Source organism: Tropicimonas omnivorans, assembly GCF_031846565.1.
Lineage (GTDB): Bacteria > Pseudomonadota > Alphaproteobacteria > Rhodobacterales > Rhodobacteraceae > Tropicimonas_B > Tropicimonas_B omnivorans.
The window spans coordinates 26,631-46,416 of sequence record NZ_JAVRHL010000003.1 but is presented as its reverse complement, the minus strand read 5'-3'; the positions used below and the strand labels follow the sequence as shown (position 1 = coordinate 46,416).

General features: G+C 67.8%; 17 protein-coding genes. 8 read left to right on the top strand and 9 right to left on the bottom strand.

The annotated features are described in order from the left end of the window. Positions 1-23 precede the first annotated feature (23 nt). The 5 genes from RM543_RS10780 (at position 24) to RM543_RS10760 (ending at position 6,781) form a co-directional block, all read left to right on the top strand. Entirely contained in the window at positions 24-1,460 is a 1,437-nt protein-coding gene (locus RM543_RS10780) for an STAS domain-containing protein (protein WP_311691473.1), read from the top strand. Between the two features lie 13 nt (positions 1,461-1,473). After that, the gene (locus RM543_RS10775) at positions 1,474-2,235 is read left to right on the top strand and encodes a hypothetical protein (protein WP_311691471.1); all 762 of its coding nucleotides are present in this window, start codon (positions 1,474-1,476) and stop codon (positions 2,233-2,235) included. A gap of 20 nt (positions 2,236-2,255) precedes the next feature. Then, on the top strand, positions 2,256-4,088 hold the full coding sequence (locus RM543_RS10770; protein WP_311691469.1) for a glycosyltransferase family 2 protein: 1,833 nt from the start codon (positions 2,256-2,258) through the stop codon (positions 4,086-4,088). 13 nt (positions 4,089-4,101) lie between these two features. Further along, on the top strand, positions 4,102-5,397 hold the full coding sequence (locus RM543_RS10765) for a DUF3131 domain-containing protein (protein WP_311691467.1): 1,296 nt from the start codon (positions 4,102-4,104) through the stop codon (positions 5,395-5,397). A gap of 82 nt (positions 5,398-5,479) precedes the next feature. Continuing rightward, positions 5,480-6,781, top strand: a complete 1,302-nt coding sequence (locus tag RM543_RS10760) for a peptidoglycan-binding protein (protein WP_311691465.1) — start codon at positions 5,480-5,482, stop codon at positions 6,779-6,781. Between the two features lie 175 nt (positions 6,782-6,956). Here the strand turns inward: RM543_RS10760 and RM543_RS10755 are convergent, their stop codons facing one another. The 9 genes from RM543_RS10755 to RM543_RS10715 form a co-directional block, all read right to left on the bottom strand. Then, the gene (locus tag RM543_RS10755; RefSeq protein WP_311691463.1) at positions 6,957-7,736 is read right to left on the bottom strand and encodes a family 16 glycosylhydrolase; all 780 of its coding nucleotides are present in this window, start codon (positions 7,734-7,736) and stop codon (positions 6,957-6,959) included. A gap of 411 nt (positions 7,737-8,147) precedes the next feature. After that, positions 8,148-8,723, bottom strand: coding sequence for a poly-gamma-glutamate hydrolase family protein (locus RM543_RS10750; RefSeq protein ID WP_311691461.1), 576 nt, complete (start codon positions 8,721-8,723; stop codon positions 8,148-8,150). Positions 8,724-8,781: 58 nt separating this feature from the next. Then, positions 8,782-9,729, bottom strand: coding sequence for a class II glutamine amidotransferase (locus tag RM543_RS10745; protein WP_311691459.1), 948 nt, complete (start codon positions 9,727-9,729; stop codon positions 8,782-8,784). 189 nt (positions 9,730-9,918) lie between these two features. Continuing rightward, positions 9,919-10,638 (bottom strand): ABC transporter ATP-binding protein, encoded by a 720-nt coding sequence (locus RM543_RS10740; protein WP_311691457.1) that lies wholly within the window; start codon positions 10,636-10,638, stop codon positions 9,919-9,921. After that, positions 10,635-11,438 carry a sulfate ABC transporter permease subunit CysW gene (gene cysW / locus RM543_RS10735; protein ID WP_311691455.1) on the bottom strand — a complete coding sequence of 268 codons (804 nt, stop codon included), beginning with the start codon at positions 11,436-11,438 and terminating at the stop codon, positions 10,635-10,637. The genes RM543_RS10740 and cysW overlap by 4 nt, the downstream gene beginning before the upstream one ends. Position 11,439: 1 nt before the next feature. After that, positions 11,440-12,303 (bottom strand): sulfate ABC transporter permease subunit CysT, encoded by an 864-nt coding sequence (gene cysT, locus RM543_RS10730; protein ID WP_311691453.1) that lies wholly within the window; start codon positions 12,301-12,303, stop codon positions 11,440-11,442. Between the two features lie 51 nt (positions 12,304-12,354). Then, a complete protein-coding gene (cysP, locus tag RM543_RS10725) occupies positions 12,355-13,338 on the bottom strand; it encodes a thiosulfate ABC transporter substrate-binding protein CysP (RefSeq protein WP_432280466.1) in 984 nt (327 codons plus the stop codon). 184 nt (positions 13,339-13,522) lie between these two features. Beyond that, entirely contained in the window at positions 13,523-14,851 is a 1,329-nt protein-coding gene (locus tag RM543_RS10720; RefSeq protein ID WP_311691449.1) for a surface lipoprotein assembly modifier, read from the bottom strand. A 68-nt stretch (positions 14,852-14,919) separates the two neighbouring features. Further along, positions 14,920-16,032, bottom strand: a complete 1,113-nt coding sequence (locus tag RM543_RS10715; RefSeq protein WP_311691447.1) for a transferrin-binding protein-like solute binding protein — start codon at positions 16,030-16,032, stop codon at positions 14,920-14,922. Between the two features lie 135 nt (positions 16,033-16,167). Here RM543_RS10715 and RM543_RS10710 point away from each other — a divergent pair, with 135 nt between their 5' ends. The 3 genes from RM543_RS10710 (at position 16,168) to RM543_RS10700 (ending at position 19,702) form a co-directional block, all read left to right on the top strand. After that, on the top strand, positions 16,168-18,264 hold the full coding sequence (locus RM543_RS10710; protein ID WP_311691445.1) for a hypothetical protein: 2,097 nt from the start codon (positions 16,168-16,170) through the stop codon (positions 18,262-18,264). A gap of 1 nt (position 18,265) precedes the next feature. Beyond that, on the top strand, positions 18,266-18,925 hold the full coding sequence (locus RM543_RS10705; RefSeq protein WP_311691443.1) for a LuxR C-terminal-related transcriptional regulator: 660 nt from the start codon (positions 18,266-18,268) through the stop codon (positions 18,923-18,925). 126 nt (positions 18,926-19,051) lie between these two features. After that, entirely contained in the window at positions 19,052-19,702 is a 651-nt protein-coding gene (locus RM543_RS10700; protein WP_311691441.1) for an SGNH/GDSL hydrolase family protein, read from the top strand. The last annotated feature ends 84 nt before the right edge of the window (positions 19,703-19,786 follow it).

Genomic DNA, 19,786 nt, shown 5'->3' with positions numbered 1-19,786 from the left:
TCCCCTTGTTCCGGAGTATCCCGATGCTGGTCTCGGTCGAAGATGTTTCCCTGCGCCTGATCCACCTGCGCCTCAAAGGCACGACGCTGCGCATGAGTGCCATCGAGGCCATCGGACGGGTCTGTGACGAAGCCCTGGCCCGCGGCGTGTCGGCCGCCATCATCGATCTGTCGGCGATGACGGGGGCAAGCGCATCGGGCACTGCGTCCCTAGTCGAGCTCTACGGGCGCTACGGCGATCGTCTGCGCCTCACCTTCTGCGGCCTCGGCGACACGACGCGGCGCCATCTGCAGAAGGCCGGGCTGGGCGGGATCCTGCCCTGTCACGACGACGCCGCGAGCGCCCTGGCGGACCCTCCCTTCCGGGCGCTGCAGCTGTGCAACCACCGCGCCGTGATCCTGTGCGGCGCAGACCGGCCCGGCCCCGTTCCCGGCGGTCCGCCGGCGCCGCTCCTCGACATCGCGGGCCAGCCGCTTCTGGCGCACCAGCTGAAGCATCTCGCACGGTTCGGGCTCGGCGACGTCCTCATCGATGCCGCGGATCCGGACAGGGACCTGCCGGCCCATCTGCATGACAACCCGGTTCCGGGACAGGCACAGTTCTTCTGCAGCGCCGCAAGCATGCCCCGAGAGGGCGGAGCCGTCGAGACGCTGGCCGGCATGGCCACGCGCCACGCGGCCTTCGGCGGCGATGTCGTGGTCGTTGCGGGCCCCATCCTCGGCGATCCGGACCTCGGCGCCATGGCGGCATGGCACAAGCAGCAGGGCGCCGACGTGACCTTCGCCGCCTCCTGTCTCGGTGGAGAGCGACGTGGTGTCCGGCTGGAGAACGACGGCAAGGGCCGGATCACCGGGATCGACCCGGCGGGAGCGACCGGGAGCGCCGAGGCTGGCATCTACATCATCCGCGCGGACATCCTGAACCGGCTCGGAGACGTGGCCGGGGGCGGGCTCGCAACGGGACTGCTGCCGCGTCTGATCGCGTCCGGCGGCCATGTGAGCGCCTACACCGGGGCCTTCCGCTGGCGCGCGATCTTCAACGCAGAGGAGTATCATGGCGCGATGCGTGCCGCGCTCGAAGGCAACCTGCCGGGGATACTTCCCGCCAGCCAGCGCGTCCGGCCGGGCCTCTGGATCGCCCCGGGGGCGGAGATCTCGCGCCGGGCGCGGTTGCACGGGCCCTGCCATGTCGGCGCCGGCGCGGTGATCGAGGCCGGAGCCGAACTGCATGGACCCTGCGTCATCGGAGCCGGCGCGGTGATCGGGCGGAACAGTCGCGTCTCCCACAGCATGGTCGAGGCCGGAACGCGGCTCGCCGAGAAGAGCCGCCTGTACCGCGTCCTGGCGGGCCCGACGCGTCATCTCGATCTCACCGGAACCGGCCGGGACACGACGCCGCTCCCGCAAGAAGCCTCCCCGCAGGACCGCGGATCCTGGCGTCCCGCCCGCCGAAGTGCCTGAGGATGCCATGCCGATGACACCGATACTGCGCATCCTCTTTCTGGCCTCCCTCGCGTCTGCTGCCCCCGCTTGTGCGCAGGAGAGACGTACGGAGAGCTTCTGGATCCTGCACGAGCAGGCCCGGCCCGATCCGTCCTGCGCCGAGGCGGCCAGCTGCCCGGCCCTCAGATCGTACGAAAGCCGCCCCTTCGAGCCGGGCGAAACCGCGACCGTACGCAGGCTCTTCGCCACCATGCGGCACGCATCGCACTTGGCCGCTCCGCAGATCTGCGATTCCGGTGCGCCCTCCGCCGCGCCGGACCTCGGCGATCTCGAGGCGCTGCCCATGGCCGAGAAGGGCGCGACACTGAAGGGCCTGACGCAGGTCGGCTTCGACGCGACCCGAATCTCGGCGCCGCCCGGCCTGCCGGATACGTTCGGTGCGGACCTGCATGATGCCTTTGTCCGTATCCTGGGGGAGGCAGGTCTCGAGGTCGTGACACCGGAAGAGGCCGCCGCCCTGCCCGGCGCCCCTCAGCTATCCCTCTCCGCCTCCTTCGGCGATCCGGCCGATGCCTGCGGCTACCGCTATTCGGGGTTCGCCTCGCTCACGCAGACCGCCGTGATGACGCGCGATCCGAGCCTGAAGGTCCGTGCGGGGAGCTGGTCGATGTCGATCAAGGGCGCCGGGATGGACGAGCCGAGACAAGAGGCCGGCAAGCTTCACGACATCGCAGCCGCCCTGGCCGACGCCTGGCGGGATGCCAACGGCATTGTGCCGCCGCCCGACCAATGATGCAGCAGGAAGCGACATCGATGACACCCTATTTCCGCCGGTACGAAAACCGTTTTCCGCCGCAGGTCCCGCCGCATTCGGCGCGGCAGGAGCAGATCTGGCATCTGCTTGCCGGGGCGACCATCGGGTGCGGCATCTGGTACCTGCTCTGGCGCTGGACCTCCTCGCTCAACCCCGATGCGATGGCGTTCTCGGTGCTCGTCGCCTCGGCCGAGACGCTCGGCCTCCTGGGCACCTTCCTGTTCTTCCACGACATCTGGCGCGAAGGCGACACTCCGCAATTGCCGGCACCGGCCCTTCGCGCGGAAGCGGGGCTGGGCGGGGACGGTCCGATCGAGGTGGATCTCTTCATCACCAGCTACGACGAGGAGGTGGAGGTTGTTGCCCCGTCGATCGCGGCGGCGCGGCAGCTGCGGGTGCCGGAGGGCACCGTGCTGCGCATCCATCTCTGTGACGACGGCGACCGCGCCGAGATGGCGGCGCTCGCGCGTCGTGAAGGGGTGGGGTACTTCCGGCGCGACGACAACGTGGGGTTCAAGGCGGGCAACCTGCGCAATGCGCTGTTCCGCACGGCCGGCGATTTCGTCGTGATCTGCGACGCCGACACCCGGGTCCTGCCGGGCTTCCTGCTCAACACGATGGGGTATTTCCGCGACCCCGGCGTCGCCTGGGTGCAGACGCCGCACTGGTTCTACGACATCCCCGAGGGCACTCCGTGGGAGGACTGGCTCGCGCGCCGCGCCGGCCGGCGTCTCGCCCGGCCCGCATCGCGCCTCGCCCCGCTGATGCGGCGGCTGACCGGCATGGACCGCGTCGGGGCCGATCCCTTCCGCTCCGATGCCATGCTGTTCTTCGACGTGATCCAGCGGCGGAGGAACCGCAACGGCGCCTCGTTCTGCTGCGGAGCGGGATCGATCCACCGGCGCGACGCCGTCTTCCAGGGTGCACTGGGTCACCAGCGCCGCCTCCTCGACCGGATCGCGGCCCGCTTCTTTCGCCGTGGCGCCCTCGCCGCGCCCGTCCTGCGGCGGACCCCGATGCAGCCGTACCGCTATCACGTCTCCGAAGACATCCTGACCTCGATCCACCTGCATTCCGACGCCGCCTCGGGGTGGAGATCCGTCTATCATCCCCAGATCGAGTGCCGCATGCTCTCGCCCTGGTCGATCGACGCCTGGAGCACCCAGCGTCTGAAATATGCCGGCGGCACCTTCGACATCATGCTGCGGGACAATCCGCTGTTCCGGCGCGGCATGCCGTGGCGCACCCGGCTGCACTATGCCGCGACCTTCTGGTCCTATTTCAGTACGCTCTGGGCTCCGGTCCTGCTCCTGGCGCCGGCCGTGGCGCTGGCCTTCGGAATCGCCCCGGTCGACGCCTATTCGGCCGACTTCTTCCTCCACCTGATGCCCATGCTGGTCCTGAACGAGCTGGCCATGCTGGCGGGGTGCAAGGGATACAATATCCACCATGGCCGCGCGATGAGCGTCGCCTCCCTGCCTCTTCAGATCCGCGCCATGTGGGCCGTGGCGCGGGGACGACGCCCGCGCTTCCCGCCCACGCCGAAGACGCCTGTCATCTCGCCGTCTCTCAAGCGGGTGATGCCCAACGTGGTTCTTCTCGGGGTGATGGCCGGAGCACTGTGCTGGGGGATAGTCCAGCACCTCTCGGGGGCCGATGGGTACGCGCTGTCCATGCTGACGGTGAACGCATTCTGGCTCGGCTGGAACATGCTGGCCGTCGGGCAGATCGCACTGGCCGCGCTCTGGCGCCCCGATACGGAGCCGGGCGCGCCATCGGTCCCGCCCGCTTCCGCCTCACTGCCCGCCCCGCCACTCACCGCCACGCCCTGACGAGGATCCGACGATGACGCCTTCCTTCTCGCTTCGCCCGAGCCTGCTGTTTCTCGCCGGTCTCGTTTTCGCCACCGGCCTGGCGGTCACCGCGGATGGTGCCGGCCGGTTCGGCTCCCGCGCGCTGGCCGCGCTGGACCTGACCGAACCGCCCGAGCTTGTGGCGCAACCGCCACGCGCCCTCGATGCCGCCGACCGCGAAGCGGCCGTCATCGCGTGGCGCTACATGGAGGCCAATACCGACGCAGGCACCGGCCTCGTCAGTTCCGTCGCGGGATACCCCTCCTCGACGATGTGGGATCAGGCCTCCTATATCCTCTCCCTCGTCGCGGCCCGGAAGCTGGACATCATCGATGACGCCGAGCTCGGCTGGCGCGCCGACAAGCTTCTGAAGAGCTTCGGAGAGATGGACCTGGTGGACGGGCAATTGCCCAACAAGGCCTACCACACCCGCACCCTCGCCATGGTGGATTACGGCAACAGCGCAACGCCGGACGGCATCGGCTGGTCCGCAATCGACATGGGCCGCCTTCTCGTGGCCCTCAGGGTCCTCGAGGAGCATCACCCGCGCTTCCGGGACTGGATTCGCGGCGTTCTCTCAAAGTGGCATCTCGACGGAATGGCCGTTGCGGGGGAACTGATCGGCACGGAGCGGGAGGCCGACGGGCTCGTCTATCTTCAGGAAGGGCGTATCGGCTACGAGCAATACGCCGCCCGCGCCGCGGCGCTCTGGGGGCTGGATGCCACCTCGGCCATCTCTGCGGGACGGGTGATCGACTGGCGCCGCATCGAGGGGACCCGCGTCGCCGTCGACCTGCGCAGCGCCGCAAGCTTCGGTGCGATCACGCCCGTTCTGAGCGAACCCTACATCCTTCAGGGTCTCGAAATGGGCTTCAATGCGGAGGCAGGCCGCCTGGCGGCAACGCTCTACCGCGCGCAGGAGCGCCGCCACGCGCGAACCGGGCAGCTGACCGCCGTCTCCGAAGACCATATCGATCAGAAGCCGAGCTTTCTCTACAGCTCGGTCTTCAGCAACGGCGAGGATTGGGCGGTCGTCACGGAGGATGGGGAGTTCTTCCCCGAACTGCGCACCGTCAGCCTGAAGGCCGCCTTCGGCTGGGACGCGATCTACGACACCGAATACACCGCCCTCCTGCGCACCGAGCTTGCCGATCTTGCAGGTGACGGAGGGTGGGCGGCCGGCCGGTACGAGGCCGATGGACGCGCGAACGACATCCTTGCGCTCAACACCAACGCCATCGTGCTCGAAGCGCTGCACTACAAGGCGTTCGGCCCGCTTCTGCCGTGAAAACCTCACCCGGGCTCAGGAAGCCTTAAGCTTGTTGCTGTAGCAGGGAGGAACGATGGGAAACCGAAACCGGACAGAGCCCATGACGCGTAACACTCCCAGTCGCGGCCGTTGGCCGTCCCTTCGCGAAGCGCTCGGCCGGGCCGGCAGGTGGGGGGCGTTCGGCCTTCTGATCGGCGTCGCCGGCGGCTGCGGCGGCCCCTCGCCCGCGACCGCCATACGGACGATGCAGCCGGACGCCGCCCCGGTGCGCAACATCACGTCCTTCAGCCAGTCGCTGGCCTGCATGGATCGTCTGTTGCTCGCGCGTGGCGGCGGACGGACGACGCTGTCCTCGAGCGATATTCCCGATCGCACACGCAAGCTGCCGATCGGCGCGGACGACATGCTGATCAATGCCATCAGCCAGATGAACCGCAGCAGCGGCGCGTATGTTTTCCTCGATCAGACCCACGTACGCGGCACCGGGCTCAACGTCATCGTCGCGGAGGATACCAAGCGGGGCGATCCGAAACCGGAATACTACATCCGGGGCTCGATCTCTCAACTCGATCGCGGTGTGCACGAGCGGGAGGCGGGGTTTGCCGCCGCGCCGACCGAACTTGATGAAACGATCGGTGCGGTCGGCGTGTCCGGCAAGCGCACCCTGAGCGTCGTGACGGTCGATCTCCACCTGGTGAACTACAAGACGCGGCAGGTCCTGCCGGGTGCGTCCGTTTCCAATTCCATGGTCGTCGTCGGACGCAGCTGGAAGTCGGGCGCGGCGGGGCTGATCAAGTTGCGTCCCTTCGACCTGACGCTGGAATTCTCCTCGCTGGAATCCGAAAGCCAGGCGGTGCGCAACCTGATCGAACTGGGGGTCATCGGCCTCCTCGGCCGCCATTCGGGCGTCGATTACCAGACCTGCCTGACCGAGGGGCGAACGGCTCCGACACCCGTCGCCGCGGTCTCCTCCTCCGGCCGCGCCACCGACACGGGACCGGAGCCGCTCGCCCTGGTCGCCGCACCCACACCGGCAGTGATCGCCAGCAGCTCAAGCGCGCCGCCTGCGCCCGTCGCGACGCGGGCTGCGTCACGCGCTCCCGCAGCCACTCCCGCTCCCGCCCCGCCCCCCGTCGCGACCCCGGCCAACGTTGCGGTTCCCCCGGTGATCGTCCGCCCCGAGATCGTGGCCGCGCCGAAGGGACCCGAGCTCCGGGCGTTGCAGACCGGATTGGTGATCCTGGGCTACCTGCCGCAGACCTCCGGACGATACGATTCGGCGACGCAGACCGCCTTGGCGCATTTCCAGTCCGCCGAGGGGCTGAACGCGAACGGCCTTGCCGATTCGAACACCCGGTCCCGACTGCGTCGACGCCTCATGTCTCCAGGTGGCGATGACTAAAATTATCCCGCAAGGCGTGGATTTTAGCTTCCTGTTAAACCCCCTGGTCTATCCCTGATCGAGACGAACGAGAGAGCAGCAAAATCGAAGGCGAATCGCAGTGGCAGTTGCAGTGAGAATCAGCACCGGCATGGAGGTCCTGCAGCGCAGGGCATCTGCATGCAGTGCCGACGCCTCAGCGACTGGCCGATGCAAGACGTTCGGTTCCGGACGCGCCGTCGCAAGATTGCCGAGGAGCGTCGAAGCCGGATCCGGTCCAGGGCGCAAAGCTCGCGCAATTCAATCGGGCCGTCGCAGAGATGTCGGGACGGGTCTTTCCCGACCAGATCGCGACGGAATGATCCGCCGCCCAGAGATTGGCAAACAGCATTCCGGGCACGTGCGGCAGCGGGCCGTCGGCTTCCGTGATCTCGAGGATCATCTTGCCATCCGCGTACCAGCGAATTCGGTCCGGCAACCAGTCGAAGGCATAAAGGCGGGGCGCATCGGCGGCATCGTACCCGAGATCGATGAAGCGGGAGTTCAGCTCGCCATCGACGAACCATGCCGCATGAAGCCGGGTCGTGTCCTTGCCCAGAAACTCGATGTCGATCTCGTCGTGACGCGTGCCGTAGGCAGGGCCGGTATAGGTGAAGAAACCGGTCACGAGCCCCTCCCCCGCCGCGGGATGGATGATCGCGCTGTACCGGCCGTATTGCGTGGGCAAGGTCCGGCGGATGGAGCCGCCGGTGAAGCCATTCGCCTTTCCGGCTTGCGGCGCAAGACGCAGGGTCAGGCCGTCCGCGACGGTAGCGTGATCGGTCTTCCAATCCGTGTCGAACATCGGATGGTCGAAGTCATACTCAGCCACATGCCAGAGATCGTTTCTCAGGGAGCCGAAGTCTTCACTGAAGCCTTGAGCCATCGCCGCATTCCCCATGAAGATACCCGCCAGTACCAAGATAAATTTACGCATCCAACCACCTCGCCTCTTACCCTTCGTTCATCTTTCAGGCTTATGTGATTCGCTGGAGATTGCGAGTTTTGACGAGTCAAGCAGTTAACAGGATAAGCGTGCCTCGCTCCCTGATTAACCGGTTCGAGCCCGATGAGCGGCGGCCCGGAGTTCCCCCTTAGGCTTCCCGCCCGCGGCGCCCGATTGGATGAATAGGTCGGCTTCGCAATCCGGTGCCGCTTCGGTGGCCGCCCCGCTCTTGGCGCCGGGTTCCTTCATGCACCGATGCCGAAACCGGTCCACCGAGCGGGGCGGGCTCACTTGCTCAACGGGAAGCACGATCGCCCGGCCCCGCCGGCCACTGATGGTCTGCGAGCAAGGATGCGGTGACACATGTCGTCAGGCCCAGGCATGACCGCTGCCCGGCAGAAGTTACACGGCGCCGAGGGCCTTTCGAATGGCGGTGCAGAAGGTTCGAGCGGTTTCGGCCTCGTCCGCCAGGACATGGCGCAAGGACCGCGGCAGCTCGAGCTGCACCCCGCGGCCCGACCGCGTTCGGTTGCAGATGTTGTCCGGATGCTCGCCCGGCAGCCTGTCGTTGCGCGCGGCGTCGAAACCGGACGTTTCGAGAGCTGTTCCGATGGCATCGCGCAACGCGGCATCACGACCGCCAAGCCAGACCGTATTGGTCCCGTCATCCCGCCGCCCGTGCAGGGCGACGGCGCGTTCCGATCGCCCGACGAGATCGAGGGCGCGGGGTTCGTCGTAACGATGGGATGTCAGGTGGAAATCGCCGTGCGCGCCCGGCTTCAGGGCCTCGAAGAGGTAGAAAGACAGATCGTCGCCGGCGATCGCTTCGGCCAGTTCGGCGGTTTCCGGCTCGATCGTACCGCCATGGGGCGCAAGGATGACGGCCGGGGATCCACGATCATCGAGGCGGATGCGGTAATCCACTCCCGCCTCGGCCGCGGCTTTCAGGTCCGCAAACGTGGTAAAACGATCCGCCATCAGCCGTCCCCTGCCCCCGCCAGCGGCCGGATCGGCGCCGGGCCTCCTCTCCGCAGCATCACGTGTTCAGCCGGCTGACGGTTTTCGACAGGGTGCCGCCGGACCGGTCGAGCGCGACCATCTCGTTGAATCCGATCTCGATCCAGTCATCGCCCTCCTCTGTCAACGGCTCGGAGGCGAAGATCGCGGCGGTCGCTTCGCCCGCATCGCAGACATCGACCTTGTAGGTCCCCTCGTACTGCTCGAAATTCTTGCCCATCAGCAGGTACATCGGCTCGATCAGCATCGAAAGCGACCGGTCGTCCCCGGACCCGGACTTGCGCAGCTGCCTCCAGTCTGCATCGATCTTTGTCTCGCCCGAATGGCCGAGACCGAAATTCACCCCGATGATGCGGTTGGGGGCGACGAGGGCGATCTTGAGCTTGGTCAGCTTCACGAGATCCAGCGTCTTCATGGCGTCCAGGATGAGGGACAGCATCCGCTCGAACGCCCGCTGCATGTCCGCATCCGAATTGCCCTCGAGCAGCGACAGGAGCAGGACATAAAGGAATTCGGTGTCCGTCGTGCCCTTCATCTGGGAGAGATACTCGGTCTTGCAATGATCGAGGAGCTCCGCCTGGAGAAGGCGCCAGTTCGGCAGGGATCCGTTCTGCGCGATGATCCAGGGCGTGCCGTCGAACGAGAAGGGATGGCAGTTCTCATCCGCAAGGACGGTGCTCGAGTTGTAGGCCGCCGCGCGGACATGGGCGAGCATGGTGCTCGCCTGCAGGCTTGGAATGATGGTCTTGGCGTTGTCGTCGTAGAAGGCCGCAATGGGACGATGATAGATCAGCGGCTCCTCCGGCTTCAGCAGATGCTCGCTCCACGCGCCGAAGCCCCAGCCCGCGAGCTGCAAAAGCGGATGCAGTTCGGGATCGAGGCTCTGGTTCACCAGGCTGTTCTCGGGCGTCAGGAGCAGGCTTTCGAGGGGGAGTTCGGGTCCGATATAGGCAAGGACTCGGCACATTTGGGCTCTCGATCAACAAGGTCGGCCCGGAGGCGCCCCGCAGGCGGGGGGAAAGACCCGGCCCTGGGCGTGCATCCGGATTTCGACAAGGAGTGTAGGGCGGGCGCCGGCAGGAACCACCGGCGCGGATGACGGCGGCACCGGGAGTGCCGGTTCGGCGCCGGGGGAGACGGGCCCCGGGATCCCGCTCTAGAAGGCGATGAAGTCGCGCACGAAATCGGTGGTCGGGCGCTCCTTCAAATCGCTGGCGGTGCCGACCTGTTCTATCCGGCCGTCGCGCATGAGGACGACGCGATCCGCGACGGCGAACGCTTCGGCCTGGTCGTGCGTGACGAGGATCGACGCGATGCCGACCCTTTGCTGCAACTCGCGGACCGAGCCCCGGAGGGACTGACGCACCTGGGCGTCGAGCGCCGAGAACGGCTCGTCCAGAAGCAGGAGGCGCGGATCGATGGCAAGCGCGCGGGCCATCGCGACCCGCTGCTGCTGACCGCCCGACAGTTGCGCCGGGTAGCGGTCGCCGAAGCTCTCCATCTCGATCAGTGCCAGAAGCTCCTCGACCCGTGCGTCGCGGCGTGCGCGGGAGGGGCGGTCCCGCCCCGTCCTCACGCGCAGGCCGAAGGCGATGTTCTGCGCGACGGTCATGTGCCTGAAGAGTGCGTAGCTCTGGAACACCATGCCGAAGCGCCGCTCTCCGGCCGGCGTCGCCGTGATGTCCGCGCCGTCCAGCAACAGGCGTCCGTCATCCGGCGTCACCAGTCCCGAGATGACGTTCAGAAGCGTGGTCTTTCCCGATCCCGACGGTCCGAGCAGAGCCACGAACTCGCCGTCCGCGATGGTCAGGGACACATCCCGCAGCACGGGCGTCCCCTCGTAGGATTTCGAGATGGAAGCGATGTCGAGCGTCATGGCGTGGCTCCGCGGGCGGGATGGATCGCGGCGATCAGGCCGCGGAGGACCAGCGTCACGAGGGCGAGCGCCGTCAGGAGCGTCGCAGCCGCAAAGGCGCCGGTCGTGTTGTAGTCGTTGTAGAGAAGCTCGATCTGCAGGGGCAGCGTCATCGTCTGGCCACGGATCGCGCCGGAGACGACGGCGACCGCACCGAATTCCCCGATGGCCCGCGCGGTCGCGAGGATCGCCCCGTAGACCATCGCCCAGGTGATGTTCGGAAAGGTCACGAAGCGGAAGATCTGCCAGCCCGACGCTCCGAGGGTCAGGGCCGCCTTCTCCTCGTCCTCCCCGGTGACCGACAGCACCGGCAGGACCTCGCGGACCACGAAGGGACAGGTCACGAAGAGGGAGACGAGCACGATCCCCGTGAGGTTGAACATGAGCTGGACGCCCCAGGGCTGGAGCGCCCCGCCGATCGGTCCGTAGGCGCCGTAGACCAGGAGGAAGCACAGGCCGGCGATGATCGGTGAGACGGCGAAGGGAATCTCGATCAGGATCAGCAGGGCGCGGCGGCCGGGGAACCGGAAGCGCGCGATGGCCCAGGCCGCGCAGAGGCCGAAGACGATGTTGAGCGGCAGGACGATCAGCGCTGTGATGACGGTCAGCCGCACGGCTTGGAGCGTCTCCGCCTCGCTCACCGCCGCCCACCAGGCCCCCGCCCCGTCGGCGAAGGCGCGCGACACGATGGCCGCCACGGGCAGCACGATCACGAGCGCGGCGAAGAGGATTGCGAGGCCGATCAGGATGCGGCGCGTCATCTCAGGCCCCCGTCTCGAAGCGGCGATAGAGCCGGGTCTGCGCGATGTTGATCGCGACGAGGAGGACGAGCGACAGCGCCAGCATCGTTCCGGCGATCGCGGCCGCGGCCGGATAGTCGAACTCGTCGAGACGGATCATGATGAGGAGCGAGGCGATCTCGGTCTCGAACGGAATGTTGCCGGCGATGAAGATCACCGCGCCGAATTCCCCCAGCGAGCGCACGAAGGAGAGCCCCGTTCCGGTCAGGATGCCGGGCATCAACTGCGGCAGCGTGACCGCGCGAAAGATCTGCCAGCGCGATGCGCCGAGTGTCAGGGCCGCGGCTTCCTCGGCCGGGTCCAACTCCTCGATCAGGGGCTGGATCGCGCGGACAGCGAAGGGCACCGAGGTGAAGAGCATGGCGATCACGATGCCGGCCCAGCTATAGGCGATCTCGAAGCCCAAGGGGGCGGTCAGCGCGCCGATCCAGCCGTTCTGGGAATAGAGCGACACGAGCGCGATCCCGGCGACGGCCGTGGGCAGTGCGAAGGGCAGATCGACGAGCGCGTCCAGCGCGGCACGGCCGGGGAAGCGGTAGCGCACGAGAACCCAGGCGAGAAGCAGCCCGAAGAGCCCGTTCGCCACCGTCGCCGCCGCGGCCGCCGTGAGCGTGATCCGCAGCGCCGCGAGCGTCCGGCTGTCGGTCATCACGAAGAGATAGTCCGACCAGCCGAGCTGGGCGAGCTGCCAGCCGAGACCGAGAAGCGGAAGGAGCACGATGAGCGTGACGAAGGTGACCGTCACGCCGAGCGTGAGGCCGAGCCCGGGCAAAGGGCTGCGGCGGCGCCGCGACAGGCGCGTCTGGGGGGTCTGCAGAACAGGCATCGTCGTCCTTTTGCGCCCCCCGGCACCATCAGGCCCGGGGGGCGCGGCGGGTCAGTCGCGCAGCATCTGGTCGAGGATGCCGCCCGAGGCGAAGTGAGTGTCCTGCGCCTCCTGCCACGACCCGAAGACATCCTCCACAGTGAACAGCTCGACCTCGGGGAACCGGTCCGCATTCGCCTCGACGACCGCCTCGTCATGCACGCGGTTGTTGAAGCTGGCGAGGATCTCCTGGCCCGGCGCCGAGTAGAGGAACTCGAGATAATCGCGAGCGATCCCCGCGCTGCCGCGCTGCTCTGCCACGCGCTCCACCACGGCGACCGGGAACTCCGCCAGCAGCGATTGCGAGGGCACCACCGCCTCGTAGCCCGGGGTCTGATCCACGATGTTGAGCACTTCGGCCTCGAACGTCACGAGGACATCGCCGATCCCGCGCTCGGTGAAGGTCGTCGTCGCACCGCGGCCGCCCGTGTCGAACACCTCGACATTCTCGAGCAGCTTGTCGACGAAGGCCTGCGCCGCCTCTTCGTCGCCCTCGTTCTCGGCCAGCGCATAGGCCCAGGCGGCGAGATAGGTGTAGCGCGCGTTGCCCGAAGTCTTGGGGTTCGGGAAGATGACCGAGACGTCTTCGGCCACGAGGTCGTCCCAGCTTTCGATCCCCTTGGGATTGCCCTCGCGCACCATGAAGGCCGGCAGCGAATAGTAGGGCGAGGCGTTGTTCGGGAACTGGTCCTGCCAATCCTCCGCCACGAAGCCGTTGTCGGCGAGAATCTGGATGTCGAGCACCTGGTTGAAGGTGACGAGATCGGCCTGGAGCCCCTGAAGGATCCCGCGCGCCTGCTTCGAGGAGCCGGCATGGCTCTGGTTGATGGTCAGATCGCCGCCCTCGTACTGGTCGAGGAAAGCCGGATTGATCGCCGCGTAGAGCTCGCGGGCGATGTCGTACGAGACGTTGAGGATCTCGTCCACCTGCGCCGTCGCGGGCGCCGTACCGAAGCCGGCCGCGAGGGCCAGGCCGAAGGCTGCATTGCGAAGCATCATGCTCCCTGGTCCTTGTATCCTATGGAATTCGCAAGGGATTTGCGGCTTGCGGCGGAGAACCTCAAGCCGGGAGATGCAAATAGGGAAGCTCGTTCGACTGCCCCGCGTCATGCGGAACGATCGGACCGGATCGCGGGGAGATATCGGAAAGATCGTCGGCGCCGGACCGGCGCGGGCCGCGTCAGAAGTCCCGGGTGAGCCGGACCTCGGCAGTGGTCGCCCGGGTGTCGTCGAAGGCCGCGTTGGAGCGGTTGCGACTGTGCGTCAGGGTGATCTGGGGCGCGAAGCCGGCGATCACGACATCCCGCTTGGTCAGCGTCGCGAGAAGCTCCGTCCGCCGGTCGGATTGCGGCTCGGAGAGGCCGGGATAATCGCCCTCGTAGTCCCGTTCGGCATAGAACGATTGGCCATAGAGCGTGATCCCGCTCGGAAACTCGCGGTAGGCGCCAAGTCCCACGCGCCATTCGTCGAACGAGTAGCGCTCGGTCTCCTTCCGGGCGCCGGAATATCCGGCAATCAGTCGCACGAAGCGGTCGGCCCCGCCGAACCGGTCGGCCTGCACACTGAAGGAGAGCGTCCGGCCGTCGCGATCCGGGGTGTCGGGAAAGGTCTCGTCGCGCCAGTCGGGGGCGGCAAATAGGCGCCAGTTGGTTCCCGCGCGAACGTTCAGTTCGGCGCCGATGCCGCGGTAGTGGTAGCTGTCATCGCCGTCCTGAGCTTGTGCGCCGAAGGACAGGTAGGGATAGACCGAGGCCCGGTCGAAGCGCTGATCGATCCCGATGCGGGCACTGCCCAGAAGAAGCGTGCGATCGATTTCCTCCCAGCGGCGCGCCTCTAGGGTGAGATCGGAGAGGATCGCGGTCTCTTCGGACAGCTTCGCCCGGCCCAGGATCTGCGCCCCGGCTGCGAGTCCGATGCCGGACGCCCGGCGGCTTTCCTCGTCGATGTCCGCCTCGAGGTCACCCAGCGGCACGGTTTCGTTGTCCGTCCCGCCATTCACGTTGGTCGAGGGCAGGACCGAGAGGAAGCCGCGGACCCGGACCGGGCGGCGGTCGTCGATGGAGCGGACGAGCCGCTGGAGGGAGCCGCCGGTGCGGTCGTCCACACCGGCGGCGATCAGGCGCTCCGCCTGCCCGCGCGCGGCGCCGTCCCGGCCCGCGCGGTAGAGCGCGCCGGCAAGTTCCATGCGCGCGAGTTCAAGCTCGGGACGTTCGACGAGGATCGCGCGGTAGATCCCGGCGGCGCGCATCTCGTCCCCCTGCCCGCTTGCGATCAGTCCCTCGACATAGGCACGCCGGATGGCTGCATCGGGGTGGTCCGGCTGCCAGGACGCGATGGCCGCGCGCGCCTCGTCGTACCGCCCTTCGGCAATGAGAAGGCGGACGAGGGCGATGACCTGCTGATTGGTCTCGATCCGGATCGTCGGGGCGCCCGCCTCTGCGAGGGAGACCGACGGGAGGCCGAGCGCCAGCGTAAGGGCGACGAGGAACGGGCGGAAAGCTCCGGTCATGGGGCGGGGGCTCCTCGGGAGGGGGTCAAGGTGCGGGCCGGCCCGGGAGGAGGCCGGCCCGCGGCCGATCAGGGCTGGGCCTGTTGATCGGCGGTGTAGTTGCCGGTGATCGAGAACGCCTTGGAGGCGCCGCCATCGTTCGGATCCGGCGCGGTGCCGTTCAGCAGAAGGACACCCGAGGTGCGCGAGGCATCGTCGCCCATGAAGGAGCCGGCGAAGTGACCGTTCGACGTCGTTCCGGCGGAGGTGGTCGTCCCGCTCTGCACGAGCCGCGCCCCGCCCGAATAGTGGACGCCCGAGATCTTGCCGTTCTCGAGAGCGACATCGCCGATCGGGTCATCCGCGCTGCCGTCGTAGTTGCCGATCCGCCCGCTGACGGTCGAGTTGGCGAAGTCCACATCGAGACGGACGTCGGCGGAGACCTGTCCGGGACCGGAGAACTCGGCCGGGGAGCGGCCGACGGCAAAGCTCATCTCGGCTCCCTCGGAGCGGCTGTAGGTCGCTGTCGCGGGCTTGCCCGACAAGGCGGCTTCGTCCGAGAAGTCCCCGCCGTAGAGGATGGCGACGGTCTGGTCCCTGAACCGCGTATCCAGAACGTTCTTTCCGTACTCGACGACGAAGAAATCCTCGACGTCATCGCCGCTCTCATCCCGAGGGCGCACGGTGAAGAGGTCGGCCGAGCCCGTATTCTGGAAGGACGGCCGTCCAAGGAAGCTGGTGCCTGTCGCGTTCGGCTCGTCCGGCAAGCTTCCGTCGAGCGTCAGGCTGGCCGTGCCGCTGGCGCTGACGTAGTCTTGGCCGGTATTGGCGGCGAAGGTGGCGTTCCTCAGATCGACCTCACCGGTGATGACGCCGTCCGGGCCGCTCACGTTGCCGCCGGCATTGTTCCACGGCAACGGCCCGGCCTCGTACAACGTCACGGGCGAGCCCGGAATATTCATCTCCTGCTTCCGGGACTGGGCCGCGAAACCGCGGAGCTCCACGACCTTGCCAAGCCCTTCGGCGCCCTCGACATCCGTGCCGCCGCCGGACGATCCGCCGCCGCCGTTCGACCCGCCACCGCCGTTCGACCCACCGGAGCCGCCGCTCGTCGAGACGTTGGTGAAGCCACCGCCGCCACCGCTTCCACATGCCGCGAGCGCCGTCACGAGCGCCGCGACTGCCAAGGTCGATAGTTTCATTTCACTGATCCCTACATGAGAGCCGCTGTTGACGCGGCTTTCTTCCGTAGCGTTAATTCTGGGAATCGTTCGCCGCCGCACCATCCCCCGTTCCGGGGAGGGACGTTCGGGGCCCGACGCGCGATGGTCCTTGGTATGTTCGTAACGAGTGTGATCCGTCTTTCCCCCGTCTCGGCGCTGGCCGTCGCCGCCCTTGCTGCGCTTCTCGCCGCCGCCCTCGTGATCTGGACCGCGCTTGCCCGCACCGAGTCCGACCTGCCGCCGGACGCGCGTCTTCTCTCCGCCGGCGGCATCGAGATCGGCGCGGGCGACCTGATCGAGGAGCCTGACACCCTGCCCAGCTGGGGCGAGCGGGCGGCCTTCTTCGCCAGGCAGGACAGGCTCTTCGAGGCGCTGCGGACCCCGGGCACAGACCTGCGCTACGAGACAGCTTCAGGGGAAGTCGCGACAGCGCCGAACGCCCCTGTCGCGCGCATGGCCTCCCATCTGCCCGCCGCCTTCTGGTTCCAGATCGGCGTCGGCATCTTCGCGGTGCTGATCGGCGCCTGGGTCCTTGCCTTGCGGCCAAGGGACTGGGGCGCACGGATGTTCGCCGCGACGGGCCTCTTCGTGCCCGTCTTCGCCTGGTCCGCCGCGATCTACTCGACCCGGCCGATCGCGATGGACGGCACGATCTTCCGCTGGCTGAGCTCGATCAACCATGTGGGCGCGATGTCCTTCGGGATCGCGCTCGTCGGGCTCTTCATGATGTACCCGCGCCCGCTCTGGCATCCTCGCTGGCTGCTCGTTCCGCTCCTTGCCTACGGCGCACTCATCGTCGCCGACATGCTCTGGCTCGCGCCGGCGCTCTGGAGCTCGCTCGCGGTGCTAAGCCAGATGATCGGCGCCATCGTCCTCGGCGTCCTGCAATGGATCCGCAGCCGCGGCGAGCCGCTCGACCGGGCGGGCCTGCGCTGGTTTCTGGTGGCCACGCTCGTCGGCTGCTCGCTCTTCGTGTTCCTGTCCGTGGCGCCGCCGGCGCTCGGCCTGACGGACAAGTCGCTGATCAGCCAGGGCTACGCCTTCGGGTTCTTCTCGATCATGCATGTGGGGCTCGCGCTCGGGCTGCTGCGCTATCGCCTGTTCGACCTCGACCGCTACGCCTGGCTGGTCTGGCTCTGGCTCGGGGGGGCGCTGTCCGTCTTCGCCCTCGACCTTCTGCTTATCGGCTGGCTCGGCGCGCGGTCGGATGTCTCGCTTGCGCTGTCGCTGATCCTCGCGGGCCTCGTCTGGTTCCCGCTGAGGCAGTTCCTGCTCCACCGGACGCTTGTCCGGCGCCCCGGTCTCGACGCCTCCGCCGACTACATGCCCGCCATTCTCGAGATTGCCCTCGCCCCCGACGAAACCCGGCGCCACAGCCGCTACGACGCGCTTCTGGCCGAGCTCTACGGCGCGTCGCCGGTCGAGCCGGACGGGGCCACCCGGCCCGAACCCCGCCTCGTCCAGTCGGGCCTCGCCCTCGAATTGCCCGGGCCGGCCGGCCTTCCGCCCCGGCGCCTAGCCTATGCCGCGGGGGGGCGACGCGTCTTCGCACCGTCCGACATTGCCACATGGCGCCAGCTCGTCCGTCTGCTGGATCTCGCGACACAGAGCCGCCGCGCCTTCGAGACCGGCGTGCGGACGGAGCGGGATCGCATCAGCCGGGATGTCCATGACAATATCGGCGCCCAGATCCTCTCGGCGCTTCACGCCGCCGACGAGGAGCGCAAGGACGATCTGCTGCGCGATACGCTGGCCGATCTGCGCACCATCATCAACGAGGGCTTCGACAGCACCTTCGATCTCGGCGAACTCCTGGCCGAGATGCGGCTCGAGACTGCCGAGCGCCTCGCCCCCCACGGCATTGCCCTCGACTGGCCGACAAGCGCCCTCGGGGAAGGCGCCCGGATCGGCTTCATGCGCGCCGTCACCCTGCGCGCCGTCCTGCGCGAGGCTGTCAGCAACGTGATCAAGCATTCGGGCGCCACGGCCATGCGGGTCCATCCCGTCGGCGGCGCCGATGCGCTGTCGCTGCTCATAGCCGATGACGGCCACGGCTTTGCCGGCGCGATGGCCCCGGACGGGCACGGCCTGCGAAACATGCGCGCACGCCTCGAAGCCGGCGGCGGCGCGTTCGATCTGTCGACCGGGTCCGAGGGCACCGAGATCCTGGCGAAGCTGGGGCCCGGTCTCGCCGATCGCGCCGCGGCCTGACATGGGCATCGTGCGGATCCTCGTCGTCGAGGACAATTACGAGATGCGGGACTGGATGTCGGCCCTCGCGGCGCGTGTCTTCCCGCACGCCGAACTTGCGGTGCGCGCAGATACCCGGTCTGCCCTTGCCGCATGCCTGCGCGATCCGATCGACCTCGCCCTCGTCGACCTGGGGCTTCCCGACGGCAGCGGCTTCGACGTGATCCGCCGACTTGTCGCGGTCAGGCCAATGGCGATCCCTGTCGTCACCACCGCGATGGCGAGCGATACCGCGATCGTCGGGGCGCTTTCGGCCGGTGCGCGAGGGTACCTCCTCAAGAGCGAGCCCGAGGCGCGGCTGGAGCGCCAGCTTCGCCAGATCACGGAGGGAATACCGGCCATTTCCCCGCCCATCGCGCGGCGCATCATGGAGCATTTCCAGCGCACCGGCCCGTCCGAGGAACTGGACGGGAGCCTGACCCGCCGCGAGCGCGAGGTCCTGTCCCTGATCGCCCGTGGCCTTCGCATCGCGGATGCCGCCCTCGCCCTCGATGTCGCCGAGAGCACCGTGGCCAGCCACGTCAAGAACATCTACCGCAAGCTCGGCATCGCCAGCCGCGCCGAGGCCACGCTGATGGCCTCCCGGCTCGGCCTCGTCGGCGGGGCGGGGGAACGGGACTGAAGGCCGCCACTTTCGCGGCGTGGCCTGTCGGTGCCCTGGGCAGGACACGCTTGCCGGGCGGCGTCGATCCTCCGCCCAGGGAGAGGCGCAATTGATCCTGCGGCGCGGCGTCTTACGTCTGATCGCATGAAACGCTGGCTGGTTTTTCCCCTCCTGCTGCTGGCAGCCTGTGGTCGCGGGGTGCCCGATGAGGCGCGCGTCGTGGTCGCCGGCGATTCCGTCATGGCATGGAACCGCGACAAGGACGCCTCGGTCGCGGATACCCTGAATGCCAGGCTCGGAGAGCCGGTGGGCGACGTCTCGATGCCCGGCGCCCGGATGCTCGGGGGCTTCGGACCCTTCAACATTCCCTCCCAACTGGATGGCGTGACGGCCGAGTGGATCGTGCTCGATGGAGGCGCCAACGACCTGCGCAGCACCTGCGACTGTTCAGATTGCGGCCCGGTGCTGGACCGGCTCATTTCGGAAGACGGGATGCAAGGGGCCATTCCCGCGCTTGTCGCCGATCTGCGCCGTCGCGGATCGCGCGTCGTGTGGACGGATTATTACACGACGCCCCTCTACGCAGGCACTGTCTGCGAAGCGCCCTACCAGGTGCTCGAAGCCCGCGTCCGGCGCATGGCCGACGCCGATGCGGGGGTCGATCTGGCAGATATGGACGATGTGTTCAGCTCCGACGACCTCTCGCTCTTCGACGACGACCGGACCCATCCGTCACAGCGGGGATCGTCCCTCATCGCAGAACTCGTCGCTCCCCTCCTGGATCGCCGTAACTGAGGCGACGGGCGCCAGGACCGCGCGTGGGCGGCAGAAAACTGGTCTCGCACGACGTTGTTGCATAGGAGGCGTCCGCGTCTCGTC

What these genes read in the sequence shown, in the direction of transcription:
- RM543_RS10775 (WP_311691471.1), top strand. Translation starts at nt 1,474, where the DNA reads ATGACACCGATACTGCGCATCCTCTTTCTGGCCTCCCTCGCGTCTGCT.
- RM543_RS10710 (WP_311691445.1), top strand. Translation starts at nt 16,168, where the DNA reads ATGTTCGTAACGAGTGTGATCCGTCTTTCCCCCGTCTCGGCGCTGGCC.
- cysT (WP_311691453.1), bottom strand. Translation starts at nt 12,303, where the DNA reads ATGCCTGTTCTGCAGACCCCCCAGACGCGCCTGTCGCGGCGCCGCCGC.
- RM543_RS10705 (WP_311691443.1), top strand. Translation starts at nt 18,266, where the DNA reads ATGGGCATCGTGCGGATCCTCGTCGTCGAGGACAATTACGAGATGCGG.
- cysW (WP_311691455.1), bottom strand. Translation starts at nt 11,438, where the DNA reads ATGACGCGCCGCATCCTGATCGGCCTCGCAATCCTCTTCGCCGCGCTC.
- cysP (WP_432280466.1), bottom strand. Translation starts at nt 13,338, where the DNA reads ATGCTTCGCAATGCAGCCTTCGGCCTGGCCCTCGCGGCCGGCTTCGGT.
- RM543_RS10750 (WP_311691461.1), bottom strand. Translation starts at nt 8,723, where the DNA reads ATGGCGGATCGTTTTACCACGTTTGCGGACCTGAAAGCCGCGGCCGAG.
- RM543_RS10745 (WP_311691459.1), bottom strand. Translation starts at nt 9,729, where the DNA reads ATGTGCCGAGTCCTTGCCTATATCGGACCCGAACTCCCCCTCGAAAGC.
- RM543_RS10765 (WP_311691467.1), top strand. Translation starts at nt 4,102, where the DNA reads ATGACGCCTTCCTTCTCGCTTCGCCCGAGCCTGCTGTTTCTCGCCGGT.
- RM543_RS10760 (WP_311691465.1), top strand. Translation starts at nt 5,480, where the DNA reads ATGACGCGTAACACTCCCAGTCGCGGCCGTTGGCCGTCCCTTCGCGAA.
- RM543_RS10715 (WP_311691447.1), bottom strand. Translation starts at nt 16,032, where the DNA reads ATGAAACTATCGACCTTGGCAGTCGCGGCGCTCGTGACGGCGCTCGCG.
- RM543_RS10780 (WP_311691473.1), top strand. Translation starts at nt 24, where the DNA reads ATGCTGGTCTCGGTCGAAGATGTTTCCCTGCGCCTGATCCACCTGCGC.
- RM543_RS10770 (WP_311691469.1), top strand. Translation starts at nt 2,256, where the DNA reads ATGACACCCTATTTCCGCCGGTACGAAAACCGTTTTCCGCCGCAGGTC.
- RM543_RS10720 (WP_311691449.1), bottom strand. Translation starts at nt 14,851, where the DNA reads ATGACCGGAGCTTTCCGCCCGTTCCTCGTCGCCCTTACGCTGGCGCTC.
- RM543_RS10700 (WP_311691441.1), top strand. Translation starts at nt 19,052, where the DNA reads ATGAAACGCTGGCTGGTTTTTCCCCTCCTGCTGCTGGCAGCCTGTGGT.
- RM543_RS10740 (WP_311691457.1), bottom strand. Translation starts at nt 10,638, where the DNA reads ATGACGCTCGACATCGCTTCCATCTCGAAATCCTACGAGGGGACGCCC.
- RM543_RS10755 (WP_311691463.1), bottom strand. Translation starts at nt 7,736, where the DNA reads ATGCGTAAATTTATCTTGGTACTGGCGGGTATCTTCATGGGGAATGCG.